Origin of the sequence: Enterobacter sp. CPE_E890, from assembly GCF_046521475.1 — a bacterium.
GTDB classification, from domain to species: Bacteria; Pseudomonadota; Gammaproteobacteria; order Enterobacterales; family Enterobacteriaceae; genus Enterobacter; species Enterobacter adelaidei.
On sequence record NZ_JBKFZW010000001.1, the window covers coordinates 3,083,855 to 3,100,456 of the forward strand.

General features: G+C 55.9%; 12 protein-coding genes and 2 tRNA genes. 8 read left to right on the forward strand and 6 right to left on the reverse strand.

Annotated features, from left to right (window positions below; all coding sequences use genetic code 11):
- Window positions 1-9 precede the first annotated feature (9 nt).
- The 6 genes from ACLHV9_RS15230 (at window position 10) to ACLHV9_RS15255 (ending at window position 8,216) form a co-directional block, all read left to right on the forward strand.
- Window positions 10-1,752 carry an IucA/IucC family protein gene (locus ACLHV9_RS15230; RefSeq protein ID WP_407220791.1) on the forward strand — a complete coding sequence of 581 codons (1,743 nt, stop codon included), beginning with the start codon at window positions 10-12 and terminating at the stop codon, window positions 1,750-1,752.
- Window positions 1,752-2,699, forward strand: a complete 948-nt coding sequence (locus tag ACLHV9_RS15235; protein ID WP_407220793.1) for a GNAT family N-acetyltransferase — start codon at window positions 1,752-1,754, stop codon at window positions 2,697-2,699. The genes ACLHV9_RS15230 and ACLHV9_RS15235 overlap by 1 nt, the downstream gene beginning before the upstream one ends.
- Window positions 2,696-4,438: an aerobactin synthase IucC gene (iucC, locus tag ACLHV9_RS15240; protein WP_407220794.1), complete on the forward strand. Its 1,743-nt coding sequence runs from the start codon at window positions 2,696-2,698 to the stop codon at window positions 4,436-4,438. Before ACLHV9_RS15235 ends, iucC begins: the two co-directional genes overlap by 4 nt.
- Window positions 4,435-5,760 carry a lysine N(6)-hydroxylase/L-ornithine N(5)-oxygenase family protein gene (locus ACLHV9_RS15245; RefSeq protein ID WP_129325439.1) on the forward strand — a complete coding sequence of 442 codons (1,326 nt, stop codon included), beginning with the start codon at window positions 4,435-4,437 and terminating at the stop codon, window positions 5,758-5,760. Before iucC ends, ACLHV9_RS15245 begins: the two co-directional genes overlap by 4 nt.
- 26 nt (window positions 5,761-5,786) lie before the next feature.
- Window positions 5,787-7,976 (forward strand): TonB-dependent siderophore receptor, encoded by a 2,190-nt coding sequence (locus ACLHV9_RS15250; protein ID WP_049006657.1) that lies wholly within the window; start codon window positions 5,787-5,789, stop codon window positions 7,974-7,976.
- Between the two features lie 164 nt (window positions 7,977-8,140).
- Window positions 8,141-8,216 (forward strand) — tRNA-Asn (locus ACLHV9_RS15255).
- Window positions 8,217-8,270: 54 nt separating this feature from the next.
- Here ACLHV9_RS15255 and ACLHV9_RS15260 read toward each other — a convergent pair.
- Window positions 8,271-8,672, reverse strand: a complete 402-nt coding sequence (locus ACLHV9_RS15260) for a RidA family protein (protein WP_108089625.1) — start codon at window positions 8,670-8,672, stop codon at window positions 8,271-8,273.
- Between the two features lie 141 nt (window positions 8,673-8,813).
- Between ACLHV9_RS15260 and ACLHV9_RS15265 the strand changes: the two genes are divergently transcribed.
- Window positions 8,814-9,734, forward strand: coding sequence for a LysR family transcriptional regulator (locus ACLHV9_RS15265; protein ID WP_108089624.1), 921 nt, complete (start codon window positions 8,814-8,816; stop codon window positions 9,732-9,734).
- A gap of 54 nt (window positions 9,735-9,788) precedes the next feature.
- On the opposite strand, the gene cbl is transcribed toward ACLHV9_RS15265, so the two are convergent.
- Window positions 9,789-10,739, reverse strand: a complete 951-nt coding sequence (cbl, locus tag ACLHV9_RS15270; protein ID WP_108089623.1) for an HTH-type transcriptional regulator Cbl — start codon at window positions 10,737-10,739, stop codon at window positions 9,789-9,791.
- A gap of 96 nt (window positions 10,740-10,835) precedes the next feature.
- A complete protein-coding gene (gene nac / locus ACLHV9_RS15275; protein WP_008499475.1) occupies window positions 10,836-11,753 on the reverse strand; it encodes a nitrogen assimilation transcriptional regulator NAC in 918 nt (305 codons plus the stop codon).
- A gap of 319 nt (window positions 11,754-12,072) precedes the next feature.
- On the opposite strand from nac, the gene ACLHV9_RS15280 reads away from it, so the two are divergent.
- Window positions 12,073-12,148, forward strand: a tRNA-Asn gene (locus ACLHV9_RS15280).
- A gap of 76 nt (window positions 12,149-12,224) precedes the next feature.
- On the opposite strand, the gene ldtA is transcribed toward ACLHV9_RS15280, so the two are convergent.
- From ldtA to ACLHV9_RS15295, 3 genes are all read right to left on the reverse strand, one after another.
- The gene (gene ldtA, locus ACLHV9_RS15285) at window positions 12,225-13,121 is read right to left on the reverse strand and encodes a L,D-transpeptidase (RefSeq protein WP_108089622.1); all 897 of its coding nucleotides are present in this window, start codon (window positions 13,119-13,121) and stop codon (window positions 12,225-12,227) included.
- A 62-nt stretch (window positions 13,122-13,183) separates the two neighbouring features.
- Entirely contained in the window at window positions 13,184-15,877 is a 2,694-nt protein-coding gene (locus ACLHV9_RS15290) for a cation-transporting P-type ATPase (RefSeq protein WP_028019627.1), read from the reverse strand.
- A gap of 47 nt (window positions 15,878-15,924) precedes the next feature.
- Window positions 15,925-16,356, reverse strand: coding sequence for a universal stress protein (locus ACLHV9_RS15295; protein WP_108089621.1), 432 nt, complete (start codon window positions 16,354-16,356; stop codon window positions 15,925-15,927).
- Window positions 16,357-16,602: the final 246 nt, after the last annotated feature.

The following is a 16,602-nucleotide window of genomic DNA, read 5'->3' on the forward strand; positions in this document are numbered from 1 at the left end:
GGTTCATCTATGCGTACTCTGCCCCGCTCCGCCGGTACAGACGTTGCGGCCCAGTGTTTTTTAAACGCCCTGTTGCGTGAAACGAAGGACTGGCACTATCACTCCGCAACCTCTGCGGATGAGTTATCGCACATACATATTCCGCTTTCTCCAGCCCAGGCTCTTCGGGTTCCGGTACGGTATTTTTCCCCGACCCAGCATCATCAGTACTGTTTCCCGGCAACGCTTATCCAGAGTGACAATGACAGTAGTGACGCCGTCACATTCCACCAACTGGTTGATTTAATTCTTGAAAAACCGTCAGTAAAAGGTTCGCTGGATGCCAAGACGCTGGCGCGTTTTAAGCAACGCGCCCTTGAAAGCCACGCGCACACCTGGCAGGCGATTGATTTGCGCCACAGCTGGCCAACCCTGCGCGATAAACCACTAACCTTTGCCGAAGCGGAACAGGCGCTGCTGGTCGGCCATGCATTCCACCCTGCGCCAAAGTCGCACGAGCCGTTTAACGAAACCGAGGCGCGTCGCTATTTACCCGATTTCGCTTCTCGCTTCCCGCTGCGCTGGTTCGCCGTTGAGAACACGCTTATTGCCGGTGACAGCCTGAATGTTTCCCTGCGCGAACGTTTACTGCGCTTTGCAGCCCAGAGCGCCCCTGAACTTCTCGGCCACTTCACCGACACCCGCTGGCTGCTGCCTATGCATCCGTGGCAGGCGGAGTACCTGCTCGGCCAGGAGTGGTGCCAGCGGCTGGTGACCAACGGTTCACTGCAGGATCTGGGTGAAGCGGGCGCACAGTGGCTGCCAACCAGCTCTTCACGCTCGCTGTACAGCGAAACCAACAGCGACATGATTAAGTTTTCCCTCAGCGTGCGCCTGACCAACTCCGTGCGCACGCTGTCGGTGAAAGAAGTTAAGCGCGGGATGCGTCTGGCTCGTCTGGCTAAAACCGAACGCTGGCAAGATCTACAGGCGCGCTACCCGACCATGCGCGTGATGCAGGAAGATGGCTGGGCGGGGCTGCGCGACGAAAACGGCGTGATTCAGGAAGAGAGCCTGATGGCCCTGCGCGTCAATCTGCTGTTTGATACTCCGGATACGCAAACCAATGTGCTGGTGAGCCTGACGCAGGCAGCCCCAGACGGCGGCGACAGCCTGCTTGCCGCTGCGGTGCGTCGTCTGAGTGAGCGCCTGGATTTACCGCTCGCCCGGGCCGCGCGCTGCTGGCTGGACGCCTATTGCGACCGCGTATTACTTCCGCTGTTCAGTGCCGAAGCCGATTACGGTCTGGTCCTGTTGGCACACCAGCAAAACATTCTCGTTGAGATGCAGCAGGATTTCCCCGTCGGGCTTATCTACCGCGACTGCCAGGGCAGCGCCTGGACCGAAGGAGCCGACGCATGGCTACAGGAGGCGGGCGAAACTGAGGTGGAAAACCGCTTCGGTGAGAGCCAGCTGCTGCGCTACTTCCCTTACTACCTGCTGCTGAACTCTACCCTTGCCGTCACCGCAGCCCTCGCCGCCGCTGGTTTCGACAGCGAAGAAAACCTGATGGCACGCGTGCGTGACGCGCTGGCGGAACTGCGCCGCACGGCCAAGCAGACCCGCTGTCTCGACTACGTGCTCGACAGCCCGACCTGGAACTGCAAAGGCAACTTTTTCTGCTATTTGCACGATCGCAACGAAAACACGATTGCCGACCCGGCAGTGATCTATTTCGACTTTAGCAACCCGTTTTACAAGGAGAAGGTGTGATGGCTAACGCGAACATCGTTCATTCCGGCTACGGCTTTCGTTGCACAGCAACGGACACGCCCCTGCCGCTGACGTTGGGTCTCGACGGTAGCGCGGTGCTGGAGCGCCTGCGCGATATCCAGGACGGCTGGCTGGTTGAAGCGCTGGATCAGCTGTTTGTCGCCGCGCCTGCCCTCAGCGGGATCACCCTCCCCTGGGCTACCTGGAAGGATGAACCGCAGGCACAGGCACTGTTTAACCACGCGTGTGGCGATTATCTGGCGCGGGATACTTTCTGGCAGCAGCCGCTGTGGCTGAAAGGCGAACGGCCGCAGGCCAGCGGCGGTATGCAGTTTGATGAGAGCCGTCAGCTGTACTTCCCGCTGCGCCCTCATCGCCCGCAGGGCGAGGTATACCGCCGTTATGACCCACAAATCAAGCGCACCCTCAGCTTCCGCGTGGCCGACGTGGCGCTGGACGGCGAGCGCTTTACCCGCTGGATGAATAACCCGCGCGTGAACGCCTTCTGGGAGATGGCCGGCCCGCAGAACGAGCAGGAAAACTACCTGCGTCGTCAGCTCGATTCGGCCTATTGCTACCCGGTTATCGGCTGCTTCGACGACCAGCCGTTCGGCTATTTTGAACTCTACTGGGCTCCAGAAGACCGTATTGGTCGCCACTACCGCTGGCAGCCATTTGACCGTGGGCTGCATATGCTGGTCGGAGAAGAGAACTGGCGTGGTGCGCAGTATATTCGCAGCTGGCTGCGCGGCCTGAGCCACTATCTGTATCTTGATGAACCGCGCACCACGCGCATTGTCGCGGAGCCGCGCTTCGACAACCAGCGCCTGTTCCGCCATCTGGCGTCTGCTGGTTTTGATACCGTGAAAGAGTTCGACTTCCCGCATAAACGTTCGCGCCTCATCATGAGCCAGCGTCACCGCTTCTTCAGCGAGGTGGGACTGTGAACGCACTGTGGCAAAAAGTGAACCACGAGATGGTGGCGAAGATCCTCGCCGAGCTGGAATACGAACGCACCCTGCGCGCTCATTCTCTGGCCGCCGACAGGTGGCAAATCACCATGGGGGCGGAGAGCTGGCAGTTTCATGCCACGCGCGGGATCTGGGGCTGGCTGCATATCGATCCAAATAGCCTGATCACCACCAGCGGTGCCGCCGTGGAAGCGGAAAGCGCGCTGCTGCAGCTGGCGACGGAGCTGGAGATGAGCGACGCGCAAACGGCGGAGCATCTGGAAGATCTCTACGCGACGTTGCGGGGTGATATTCAGCTTTTACAGGCGCGTGAAACGCTGGATGCCGACGCGCTCATTCATCTCGACCCGGATGAATTGCAGTGCCTGATGAGCGGTCATCCTAAGTTTATTTTTAACAAAGGACGCCGCGGATGGGGTCTGGATGCGCTGCGCCAGTACGCCCCGGAATATCGCGGGCGTTTTCGCCTGCACTGGGTTGCCGTTCAACGTGATCATCTGGTCTGGAGCAGCGACGCCGATTGCGATATCAACACCCTGCTGGCCAGCACCATGGACAATGCCGAGCGCGCGCGGTTTGACGCGCGCTGGCAGAAGCTGGGTCTGGACGACAACTGGCTACCTGTGCCACTGCACCCGTGGCAGTGGCAGCAAAAAATTGCCATTCATTTCCTGGCGCAGCTGGCGCGCGGAGAGATGGTTGAGCTGGGCGAGTTTGGCGACGAGTATCTTGCCCAGCAGTCCCTGCGCACGCTCACCAACGCCAGCCGTCGCGCGCCGTATGACATCAAGCTGCCGCTGACCATCTACAACACCTCCTGCTATCGCGGCATTCCGGGCAAGTACATTGCCGCCGGGCCGCTGGCTTCGCGCTGGCTGCAGCAGCAGTTCGCCACCGACGCCACGCTTACCCGCTCAGGCGCGCAGGTGCTTGGCGAACCCGCCGCCGGGTATCTGTCGCATCCGGGTTATGCCGCCTTGCCGAAAGCGCCCTATCGCTATCAGGAAATGCTGGGCGTGATCTGGCGCGAAAATCCGTCGTGTTATCTGCAGGACGGTGAACAGGCGGTGCTGATGGCGGCGCTGATGGAAACCGACAATGCCGGGCGCCCACTGATCGACGCGTGGATCAACCATTCCGGGTTAACTGCTGAAGCCTGGCTGGAAAAGCTGTTTGCAGCGACGGTTATCCCCTTCTACCACCTGCTCTGCCGCTACGGCGTGGCGCTGATCGCCCACGGCCAGAACGTGACGCTGGTGATGAAAGACTCTATTCCGCAGCGCATCCTGCTGAAAGATTTCCAGGGTGATATGCGCCTGGTGGATGAGGATTTCCCGCAGGCCCAGAGCCTGCCGGAGCAGGTGAAGGCCGTGACGGCACGCCTGAGCGCGGATTACATCATCCATGACCTTCAAACCGGCAACTTTGTCACGGTGCTGCGCTTTATCTCGCGTCTCACCCAGCAAAGCGGCATCAGCGAAACGCGTTTCTATCAGATCCTGGCCGGAGTGCTGCGCCAGTATATGGCAGCTCACCCGGATCTTGCTGAGCGGTTCGCGAAATTCGACCTGTTCAAACCGCAAATTATTCGCGTGATCCTCAACCCGGTCAAACTGACCTTCTCCGAACACGACGGCGGCAGCCGCATGCTGCCGAACTATGTCACCGACCTTGATAACCCTCTTTTTCTGGCCTCCCGGGAGTCAGCACAATGAAAACCTATGATTTCATCGGCATTGGTATTGGCCCGTTTAACCTCAGCATCGCCGCGCTGGCGGAAGGGCTGGACGGTTTTAGCTCGCTGTTCCTTGAGCGCAAGCCGCATTTCTCCTGGCACCCTGGCATGATGGTGCCGGATTGCCATATGCAAACCAGCTTCCTCAAGGATCTGGTCAGTGCCGTCGAGCCTACCAACCGACATAGTTTTCTCAACTACCTGGTACAGCGTAAAAAGTTCTACCGCTTTCTAACCACCGAGCAGCGCACCGTTTCTCGTGAGGAATTTGCCGATTACCTGTGCTGGGCGGCGGAAAACCTCACCAACCTGTCATTCAGCCAGCAGGTACAGCAGGTGAGTTTTGATGAGAAAAACGGCCTGTTTGAGGTGATCACTCAGCGTGACCGCTTCCTGGCACGCCATGTCTGCGTGGGGATTGGCAAACAGATCAATCTTCCTGACTGCGTCACAACTCAGGACGATACCTGCTTCCACGCCAGCGAGATGATGCTGCGCACGCCGGATCTCGCGGGCAAGCGCGTCACTGTTGTCGGTGGCGGCCAGAGCGGTGCCGACCTGTTTTTGAATATTTTCCGTGGCGAGTGGGGCCAACCGTTGAGCCTGAACTGGGTATCGCGACGTAATAACTACAACGCCCTGGATGAAGCCGCTTTTGCCAACGAGTACTTCACGCCGGAGTACGTGGACAGCTTCTCCACGCTCGGTGAAGAGGCGCGTCGCCAGATGCTGCACGAGCAGAAGATGACCTCCGACGGTATCACCACCGAGTCTCTGCTGGCGATTTATCGCGCCATGTACCACCGCTTCGAAGTGCTGCGTGAAAAACCCTGGGCGCACCTTTTGCCGTCCCGCTCGGTGACCGAGCTTACGAGGCTGCAAAGCGGGCAGCGCCTGGCAATACAGCATCATCTCGACGGCGGACGCGAACAGCTGGAGACCGATGTGGTGATCTTCGCCACCGGTTACCGCAGCGTACAGCCTGCTTTTCTCGCCCCACTGTCTCACCGCCTCCATCTGGATACGGACGAAGCTTTCTGCATTAACAACGATTTCACCCTCGAATGGGACGGCCCGCAGAGCAACCGCCTGTTTGCCGTGAATGCCGGGATGCACCGTCTCGGTATTGCTGAACCCCAGCTCAGCCTGATGGCCTGGCGTGCCGCACGAATTTTGAATCGCGCACATGCTGACGAGCCGTTTGAGTTGGCTACCTCCCCTGGCGTGATCCACTGGCGTACCACCACCAGCCCGGAAAGCAGCCAGGTTTTTAAATCGTTATCAAAAACGACTGAGTACTGACACACACAATCAGGATCGACATAACAATGAAACGTTCTCATCTTTGGGTTTTAAATCCTTGTTTGCTTGCAATGCTTTCTACCTCTGCATGGGCGGAAGAACAAAAGGAAGAAAATATCGTTGTCTCCGCCAGCCGTGCGCATCGCAGCGTGGCGGAGATGGCGCAGACCACCTGGGTCATTGAGCGCGCTGAAATTGAGCAGCAGGTTCAGGGCGGAAAAGAGATTAAAGAGGTACTGGCACAGCTGATCCCGGGTATGGACGTCAGTAGCCAGGGGCGTACCAACTACGGAATGAACCTGCGCGGCCGTTCGATGATGGTCATGGTCGACGGTGTGCGCCTGAACTCGTCCCGTAGTGACAGCCGACAACTGGACTCCATCGATCCGTTCAACATCGACCGTATTGAAGTGATCTCCGGTGCCACATCGCTCTACGGCGGCGGCAGTACCGGCGGTCTGGTGAATATCGTCACCAAAAAAGGCCAGCCAGAGACTGAAGTTGAGTTCCAGACCGGAACAAAAAGTGGCTTTAACAGCCATAACGACCACGATGAGAACGTGTCGGCAGCCGTCAGCGGCGGCAACGACAATGCTTCCGGTCGCCTGTCGGTCTCCTATCAGCGCTACGGTGGCTGGTACGACGGCAAAGGCAACGAGGTGATCATTGATAACACCCAGACCGGCTTACAGTATTCAGACCGTATTGATGTGATGGGGACCGGCACCATCAACATCGACGATCACCAGCAATTGCAGCTGACGACGCAGTACTACAAAAGTGAGTCAGACGGTAAGCATGGGCTGTACCTCGGGAAGAACTTCTCAGCGGTAACGGGAGATGCTAACGCGTACAACAAAGGGAATCTCGACTCTGACCGCGTGCCGGGTACCGAGCGCCATCTGATAAACCTGCAGTACTCCAATACCGATTTCCTGGGTCAGGATCTGGTTGCGCAGATTTACTATCGTGACGAGAGCCTGACCTATTATCCGTTCCCGACCCTGACCAAAGGTGTGGTGACCAGTATCGGCGCCTCTCAGCAGAAAACCGATTTTTACGGCGGTAAGCTGACGCTGAACAGCAAGCCAGTGGATGATTTGAACCTTACCTGGGGTGTCGACGCCGACCACGAAACCTTCGATGCCAACCAGCAGTTCTTCAACCTGAGCAAAGCCGCGGCGAGTGGCGGCATGGAGCTGGACAACGCGTATAACGTAGGTCGTTACCCGGGTTACAGCATCACCAACCTCGCCCCGTTCCTGCAGGCCAGCTACGATATTGACGCCATCACCCTGAGTGGCGGCGTGCGTTACCAGTACACCGAAAACAAAGTAGACGACTTTGTGGGTTACGCGCAGCAGCAGGCTATCGCCACTGGCAAAGCCACCTCCGCAGACGCGGTGCCGGGCGGGAAGACCGATTACAACAACTTCCTGTTTAACGCCGGGATCCTCGGTCGCCTGACCGAGCAGCAGCAGGTGTGGTTTAACTTCTCGCAGGGCTTTGAAATTCCTGACCTGGCGAAGTACTACGGTTCCGGCACCTATCAGCTCAGCAATGGTCACTATCGCCTGCTGAATAGCGTGAACGTGAACGACTCAAAACTGGACGGTATCAAGGTTAACGCTTACGAGCTGGGCTGGCGCTACACCGGCGATAACCTGCGCACGCAGGTCGCGGCCTACTACTCGCTCTCGGATAAAACCATCACCATCAACAAGACGGACATGACCATTAACCTCGAAGACGACAAACGTCGTATCTACGGGGTGGAAGGTCAGGTGGACTATTTCTTCACCGACAGCGACTGGAGCACGGGCGCGAACTTTAACGCCATCAAGTCTGAAACCCGTGAAAATGGGAAATGGGAGAAGCTGACGGTTGACAGCGCCAGCCCGTCGAAAGCCAGCGCATGGGTCAACTGGGCGCCGGGCGACTGGACCTTGCGAGTACAGAGCACGCAGACCTTTGACGTCTCTGACTCCGACGGTAAGAAGATTGATGGCTATAACACGGTCGACTTCCTGGGTAGCTACGCCCTGCCGGTGGGTAAAGTCAGCTTCAGCGTGGAAAACCTGCTGGACAAAGACTACACCACCGCCTGGGGCCAGCGCGCGCCGGGGCTGTATAGCCCAACCTACGGTGCACCGGGCCTGTATACCTACAAGGGCCGTGGACGCACGTTTGGTCTGAACTACTCCGTACTGTTCTAATACCGCGCGCCGCCTGCGGGCGGCGCATTTTGCTGTGTAATTTCGAAGCAAATTTACTATAAAATCAGCGATTTGCTGAAATTGTCGGCAAACGAACGAAAAGTGCGTTTTCACCCTTTGACAAGGCGTACTGAGGTCGCTACTATGCGCCTCGTTCACACGATTCCTCTGTAGTTCAGTCGGTAGAACGGCGGACTGTTAATCCGTATGTCACTGGTTCGAGTCCAGTCAGAGGAGCCAAATTTGAAAAGCCTGCTTTTAAAGCAGGCTTTTTGCTTTTCTACGTCTCTGATGTTAACTCAGAATCGCATCCAGCCTGGCAATCACCTTAATCTCAAACTGGAATCCGTACAGCCACGTCACGCCGATCCCGGTCAACGTAGGGTAAGGCGCTTCTCCCCAATATTCTGGCAGGATACTCCAGATAGCGTCGAGGTTTGACTCGGGATCGACGACAAAGAGGGTAACATCAACCACGTCAGCGAACGTGCAGCCCGCAGCCGTAAGAACAGCATTAAGGTTATCGAATGCCAGCCGGACCTGAGCTTCTAGATCCTCTTCTGGCGAACCATCCTCCCGGCTACCAACCTGCCCCGAAACAAACAGAAAACCGTTGGATTTGATGGCCGGTGAATAGCGATTGCGCTCATAGAGCGCCTGGCGTCCGAAGGGAAAAACGGCTTCGCGTGTTGTCATGTTTGTACCTTTGTAATGGGGCGAAATCTGCCCGATGAACATAAAGACACTTTACAGGTGCAGGATCGGGCGGATAAACAAGCGACTTTGTCCAACATTGTTTGTAATATCCAAACAATCGGTGAAAAGAGAGGACAAGGGATGGACCGTTTCGATGCGATGCGCGCCTTTGCTCGCGTGGTGGAGGCAGGCAGTTTCACAAAGGCTGCCCAAACGCTTCATATGAGCAAAACCACGGTGACGCAGCTTATTCAGCAGCTTGAAGCGCGCCTGCGCGTTAAGCTGCTCCATCGCACCACCCGCAGGCTCGGTGTGACTCCTGATGGCGTGGTCTACTACGAGCGCGTCATCCGTCTGCTGGCGGATATGGAAGATGCTGAAAACAGCCTGTCCAGTTCGGCGATGACGCCCAGGGGACGGCTACGGATAGATGTGCCCACTCCTCTCGCCCGCCTGGTGCTGGTGCCCGCGCTACCGGCTTTTCACGCGCGATACCCTGATATTCAGTTCGACATGGGCGTGAGCGACCGGGTGGTGGATCTGATCGGCGACAACGTGGATTGCGTCCTGCGCGGTGGCGAAATCAATGACCAGTCCCTGATCGCACGCCACGTCGGCGATTTGCAAATGGGTGTTTACGTCGCACCAAGCTATGTGGAACGCCTTGGCGCCCCTGCGCATCCGCGAGAGCTGGAAAACACCGACCATCGCATAGTGGGATTCTTGTCCTCACGCACCGGTAAGATTGATCCTCTGGTTCTGCACAGTGAGAGGGAAAATATTGAAATCAACTGCAGCTATGTGCTTGCAGTCGATGATGGCAACACCTACCTCGAAGCTGGGCTCGCGGGATTAGGCGTGATTGCGCTCCCCGTCTATATGGCGGCAGCGCATCAGACTGCTGGCTCTTTGATTCCGCTATTTGAAGACTGGCGTATTAATCCAATGCCCCTGTACCTGGCATTTCCGCCTAACCGCCATGTCAACGCCAGACTGCGCGTTTTTATTGATTGGATCGTTGAATTGATGCGGCAGCATGTCGCCATTACTTACAACAAGTGACGACATCCCTCCCCCCTGATTCGGTCAGCGCAGCGCTACCGGGCAAGCCAGCACTTAAATCTGATAATCAATCGCCACTTCTTCGGGTTCCATCACCTGGCGCTTGATCTCATCAACGGATAGCCCGGCATTGCACAGCTCGAGAAAACGCCATACATAGTTGCGCTGCAGCTGCCCGCGTTTCAGGCCAAGCCATACGGTGTTGGCGTCAAACAGATGACGCGTATCAAGACGCACCAGGTTCCCGTCTTCACGTTCTCCACTGGACTGTTCCGCCACCAGACCAATACCCAGACCCAGTTCGACGTAGGTTTTAATCACATCAGAATCCTGCGCGCTCAGCACCACGTCCGGCGTTAACCCTTTGCGGTTGAAGGCCTCATCAATGCGCGAGCGCCCGGTAATGCCCTGGCGGTAGGTAATCAGCGGCCACTTAGCGATGGCTTCCAGCGTCAGGGGGGATACCTGATTCAACGGATGATCAACAGGAAGTAATAAACTGTGGTACCAGCGGAACCACGGGAACGCCACCAGCAGCGGGTCGTTGCTCAGGCGTTCGCTGGCAATACCGATATCCGCTCCCCCGTTTTGCAGCAGCACTTCAATTTCCTGCGGCGTGCCCTGGATAAGCTCCAGACGGACATCAGGGAAAAGTTCACGGAACGCTTTAATCACCGGCGGCAGGCTGTAGCGAGCCTGTGTGTGGGTGGTGGCGATGGTGAGTACGCCCGAGGCATCATTGGTAAAGAGATCCGCCAGACGACGAACGTTGCTGGCCTCGTTGAGGATCCGCTCCGCGATGGTGAGCAATGCCTTGCCAGGCTCCGTCATGCCAAGCAGTCGCTTACCACGACGGATAAAAATCTCTATACCCAGCTCCTCTTCCAGCTCGCGGATATGGCGGCTCACGCCGGACTGAGAGGTATAAAGCATATTGGCGACTTCGGTCAGGTTAAAGTCCCGCCTGGCCGCCTCACGGATAATTTTAAGTTGCTGGAAATTCACGATTCACTCCGGCGCATCTGACATAGCTCTATTGTTAGAGTCAGCTGAGCTGCAGAACAAATAATAAAAACCAGCATCTTATTCTTTTATGGAATATTAACTCACGAGCTGCAGTTCACGGTTCTCCAGCGAAGGCTTGCTGACCAGCGACATCAAAATCTCTTTTACCGCCTGCGCCTGCGGTGACAGCGAACCGCGTGCGGACATGTTCAGCGACAAAGGTAAGCTCATAGACGGCGTTGTGATGCGCGCCATCCAGCCATTTGCCGCACTGCACAGCGAGCGTGCAGCGGATTCCGGCAGAACCGTCACGCCCATTCCGCTAGCGATAGCTGCGGTCAGCGTGGAGATAGAGTCGATTTCGCCAATAATTTTTGCCGTCAGGCGGCGCAGAGAAAATGCTTCATCCACGCGCACGCGCACGGCACTATAATCGCGCGGCAGATAGAGATTCATCTCAGCCACGGCGGTCAGGTCTACGCTCTGCCCCGGACAGTCGCGAGTGCCCACGAGGTAAAGATCTTCTTTCAGCAATGGCTGGCTGGTGATCCCGGCAACCGGGGAACGATCGTAAAGCACCGCCATATCCAGCTGGCCGTTGAGCAGCTTGTCATTGAGCACGGAACCGCTGTTTTCGTGCAGGTATACCAGCACTTCCGGCAGCTCGGCGCGCACGGCCTGCAGCAGCGGCATGGTAATAGACGATGCGGCCGTTCCCGGTGCTAAACCGATGGAGACGTGTCCGCTCAGAGTCTGACCGACATTATTCACCGCCAGCTGCGCCTGTTCACACTGGCGGAGGATGGTGCGTGCGTGGGTATAAAGGATCTTACCTGCTTCCGTTGGCGTAACGCCGCGTTTGGTGCGGATCAACAGCTGCTGATCCATCTCGCCTTCCAGAGTAGCCACCTGCTGGCTCAGCGCAGGCTGCGCGATATGCAGCACTTCTGCCGCTTGAGTCAGGCTGCCGATATCGACGATTTTTACGAAGTATTTCAGTCGTCTTAAGTTCATTTTGCCCCCTGTTCGAAATGCTGTGCCGTAACCGGCTGTCGTTGTTGAACAGGTTTTGCAATATGAATGCCAGTTTTTCGAAGAGGTCTGATTTGTTGCTAAGCGGCTGAAAATAAGGAAACCTAATCATGGAGGGGGCATTTATTACTGAAACAGCAGTTTATGATCTGCCCCATTAGAGGTATAACCGCACCATTACGGTGCATTCCGCTGTCAAAAACGTCACTTTGCCGATTTTGTCAGCAAACGATCAAAAGGCGGTGCTCCACCCTTTGACAAGCTCGGCTGACGTCGATACTATGCGCCCCGTTCACACGATTCCTCTGTAGTTCAGTCGGTAGAACGGCGGACTGTTAATCCGTATGTCACTGGTTCGAGTCCAGTCAGAGGAGCCAAATTTGAAAAGCCTGCTTTTAAAGCAGGCTTTTTGCTTTTCTGCGCCAGGTAAAATTGCCGGGGGCGAAAAGGGCTTCACATGCCAAGCTTAACCGGCATCCCCGAGCGCCGTTCAAGTTCAGTTCCTGCGCCCTCGTTAATCAACTGCGTCCGCTGCGCGGCTGAAATTGGCAGAGGCACTTTTCGGGTCGATTCAAATTCCGCACGGTTACGTGATAATGGTTCATGCACTTCCACCCAGCGGCTACCGTCTGGCTCCGTGGTGACTTTAACGGGCCGATCGATAAGCTGTACTCGGGTCCCAACAGGGACATGATCGAAAAGGTATTTGATGTCGTTATTACGCAGACGAATACAGCCCTGGCTCACCCGCAGCCCGATACCGAAATTCGAATTTGTGCCGTGAATGGCATACAGCCTGCCGATATAGATCGCATACAGCCCCATTGGGTTATCTGGCCCTGCAGGGACAAACGCTGGCAGTGTTTTACCTTCAGCCGCATAGGCACGGCGCGTATTCGGCGTAGGCGACCAGGTCGGCCCCACCTGCTTACGCTCAACGGCCGTCACCCAGTTACGCGGTGTTTCACGCCCGGCCTGACCGATGCCGATGGGCAGCACTTCAACGGTGTTGCCGCCTGGCGGATAGTAATAGAGACGCATTTCTGCCACATTCACCACAATTCCTTCGCGGACAGTATCAGGCAAAATCAGCTGCTGAGGGATCGTTAATGTCGTACCTGATTTGGGGAGAAAAGGATCCACGCCAGGGTTGGCCTCCAGCATATTACTCAGCCCCAGTCCGTACTGCGCGGCAAAGGCTTCAAGGGGCAACGTGTTACCCTGTGGAACAGTGATGGTTATCGGAGCACCCACAAGACGGCTGCCTTCGGGTGGCAAGGTATAGGTCACGGCAAACGCGCCGGGAACAGCGGCACAAAGCGTGAGAACGAACGAGGCAAGTCGAATCATAGTGTCCTGAGCCCGAAAATAGAGAAAGCCTGAACGTAAGCAGGCTTTCTCAGTTTACGCTATTACGCCTCAGTTTTGCGCCACTTGCGTGTCAGAACTTTTTCCGCTTCAACAATAAGGAACATCACAAAACCAATCAGCAAGGTGATGACCCAGTAGCGGAACGGCAGCGCTTCTGTGCCAAACAGCATCTGCATGAAAGGTGCGTAGATAATGAGGAGCTGAAGCGCCAGCAGCACACCACTCACGATCCAAATCCCTTTATTTGCCAGCAGACCTTTGCTCAACGAGAAACCATCATTCACGCGGCAGTTGAGCATGTAAAACCACTGCGCCGTCACCAGGGTTTGCAGCAGCACGGTACGGATAAATTCCGCCGAGTAGCCACGCGGTTGCAGCCAGGCCTCCAGGATGAAGGCGCTGATGGCAATCATCAGGCCGACAAATACCACGCGCCAGATGGCATAGCCGTCCATCACATGCAGATTCGCCTTGCGAGGCGGTCGGTTCATGATGTCTTTCTCGCCCGCCTCGAACGCCAGCCCAAAAGAGAGCGTCGCCGATGTTGCCATGTTCATCCACAGGATCAGGACCGGTGTCAGAGGGATCAGGTTCCCCGCCAGCAGCGCGATGATGATCAGCAGGGCCTGAGCGATGTTGCTGGGGATAACGAACAGAATGGTTTTTTTCAGGTTATCGTAAACCCGCCGTCCCTCATGTACCGCGCGGGCAATGGTGGCAAAGTTGTCATCCGTTAACACCATGTCGGCGGCTTCCTTGGTGACTTCTGTCCCCTTAATCCCCATGGCGATACCCACGTCCGCCCGCTTGAGCGCCGGGGCATCATTGACGCCATCCCCGGTCATGCCCACCACTTCCTGTTTACTTTGCAGGGCCTGCACAAGGCGGAATTTATCCTCCGGGCTGGTTCGCGCGAAAATATCGTACTGCTGCGCGGCGTCGCTCAGCTGACGATCGTCCATCGCCTCCAGCTCACGTCCGGTGATAGCGCTTGCAGCGTTACCAATACCCAACATTTGCCCAATACTCATCGCCGTTTGCGGGTGGTCGCCGGTGATCATCTTCACGCGGATCCCCGCCTGCAGGCAGTCGGCAATCGCGGTAATGGCCTCCGGACGCGGCGGATCCATCATTCCGGCAATCCCGAGCAGGATCACTCCATCCTGCAGATCCGGATGATCCAGCTCTCGTTGACCGTCGCGGGCGGGTTTCCAGGCCGCAGCCACCATGCGCAGCCCCTCACGGGCATACTCTTCAATCTTCCCTTCCCAGTAAGGCAGATCGAACGGTTGCATTCCGTCATTCGTCTGCTGGTACTGACAGAGGCGGAACAGCACGTCCGGCGCACCGGTAATCAGAATCACTTCTTCATCGTCCAGACGGTAAAGCGTGGACATGTATTTATATTGCGAATCAAACGGGATTTTACTGCGCATTTCGGTATCGAGCGGCGGGAGCTGAATTTTCGCCGCCAGCACCTTCAGTGCACCCTCGGTCGGCCCCCCGGTGATTTTCCACAGCCCCTGCTCGTCTTTGATCAACTGGCTGTCATTACAGAGGTCGATGGTGCGCAGGTAGCGTTCCAGTAACGAACCCTGCACCACGCTGACGGGCGTCGGGTCGTCTACGGGGTGAATGTTCCCCACCGGTTCGTAGCTGTCTCCCTCCACGCGATAGGTCGTGTCAGCGGTAATCACCGCTTTGACCGTCATTTCATTCATCGTCAGGGTGCCGGTTTTATCCGAGCAGATGACCGTCATCGCGCCCAGCGTTTCCACCGTAGGCAGCTTACGGATGATGGCCTTGCGGCGCGCCATAGCCTGTACGCCAAGCGAAAGGATGATGGAAATGATCGCTGGCAGGCCTTCCGGCACCGCAGCAACGGCGAGGCTGATGAGCGACAACACCAGCTCGGAAACCGGCATATCGCGGAACAGCAGACTGAAGACAAACAGCGCCACCATCATCACCAGGATAGTGATGAAGATAGTCTTACCGAGCTTATCCATCTGCACCATCAGCGGCGTGCGGTGTTTTTCGATATCAGACATCATCTGATTGATGTGTCCAAGCTCGGTTTCGCCCCCGGTTGCCACCACCACGCCTTTTCCACCGCCGGAGCTGACGGTAGTACCTGAATAAAGCAGATTATACCGGTCACCTAAAGGCAATTCCCCGCTTAACACATCGCTGTTTTTCTCTACAACGGTGGATTCACCGGTCAGAATGGCCTCCTCCACGCGAAGGTTATGCGCTTCAATCACACGCAAATCCGCAGGAATACGATCCCCGGCGCGGATTACCACGATGTCGCCCGGAACCAGCGTCGTGGTAGGGATCGTTTCATGATTACCTTGTCGAACCACCACGGCTTCGCTGGAGAGCATATTGCGAATACTTTGCAGCGATTTTTCAGCATTGCTCTCCTGAATGTGACCAATCAGTGCGTTAACGATGGCAACCCCGAGGATGACAAACATATCGACCCACTGGCCCATAAAGAGCTTGAGTAGTGCAGCCACCAGCAGAACGTAAATCAGCACATCGTTAAAATGGGCCAGGAAGCGCAGCCAGGCGGGTTTGCCTTTTTTTTGCGGTAACGCATTTTCACCATACTGCTGGAGTCGGACCGATGCCTCACTGCTGCTCAGCCCCTCCGCAGTGGAGTTGATATTCGCCAGGGTGTCGTCAACGGTTTGTTGATAATAAGGACGTTCAGGTTTTTCTGTTTTCATCGTTCCTTCCTCAGGTTCTTTTCAGAAATCACCTTGCTTTCATGCAATTAACGAATAACGAAAACAGGAACATGTGCGTAACGCACAATACTTGCCGCCTCTGACCCCAGGAGATGGGTTTGAATATTGGGATTTCGAGAGCCGACAATAATTGCCCCGGCAGCAAGTTCATCTGCCAGCTTAATAACCTCATCACGAACATTTCCGCTACGGACATGGAGGTGAACACGTTCTTCTGGCAAATTGAGTTTTTTGACCAGGTCAGACAGTTTTTCTTTAGAATTATTATTCATATATTCATCCATCTTGCGCGCATCTGAAATAAAACCACGCGTCAGTTCGGCAGAAAACTTAGGCATGACGTGCAGCAGATGAATGTCACCCGATGCGCTTTGTGCCAGGAACTGTGCATGCTGAAGGGCTTTATCAGCCAGGCTAGTCTCGTAAACATCCACCGGAACCAGAATATTTTTGTACATATCGAGCATCCTTTTTATAACCAACACAGTAGTGAGTGAAGCAATAAAATGCATTAAATGCAGGGAGTTACCCTTAATGCCAGTTACGGAAAAAAAAGATGAATGATATTAAACGTAGCACAGGAATATCAGGTTTAACGCTTACCCACTGATATTGGTTATTTAACATTTATCTTTTCTCCAACTATGCTCTTAGAAAGACGCTCTATACAGCGCATGGAGGAATGAATGTACGGTTTAAGCCTT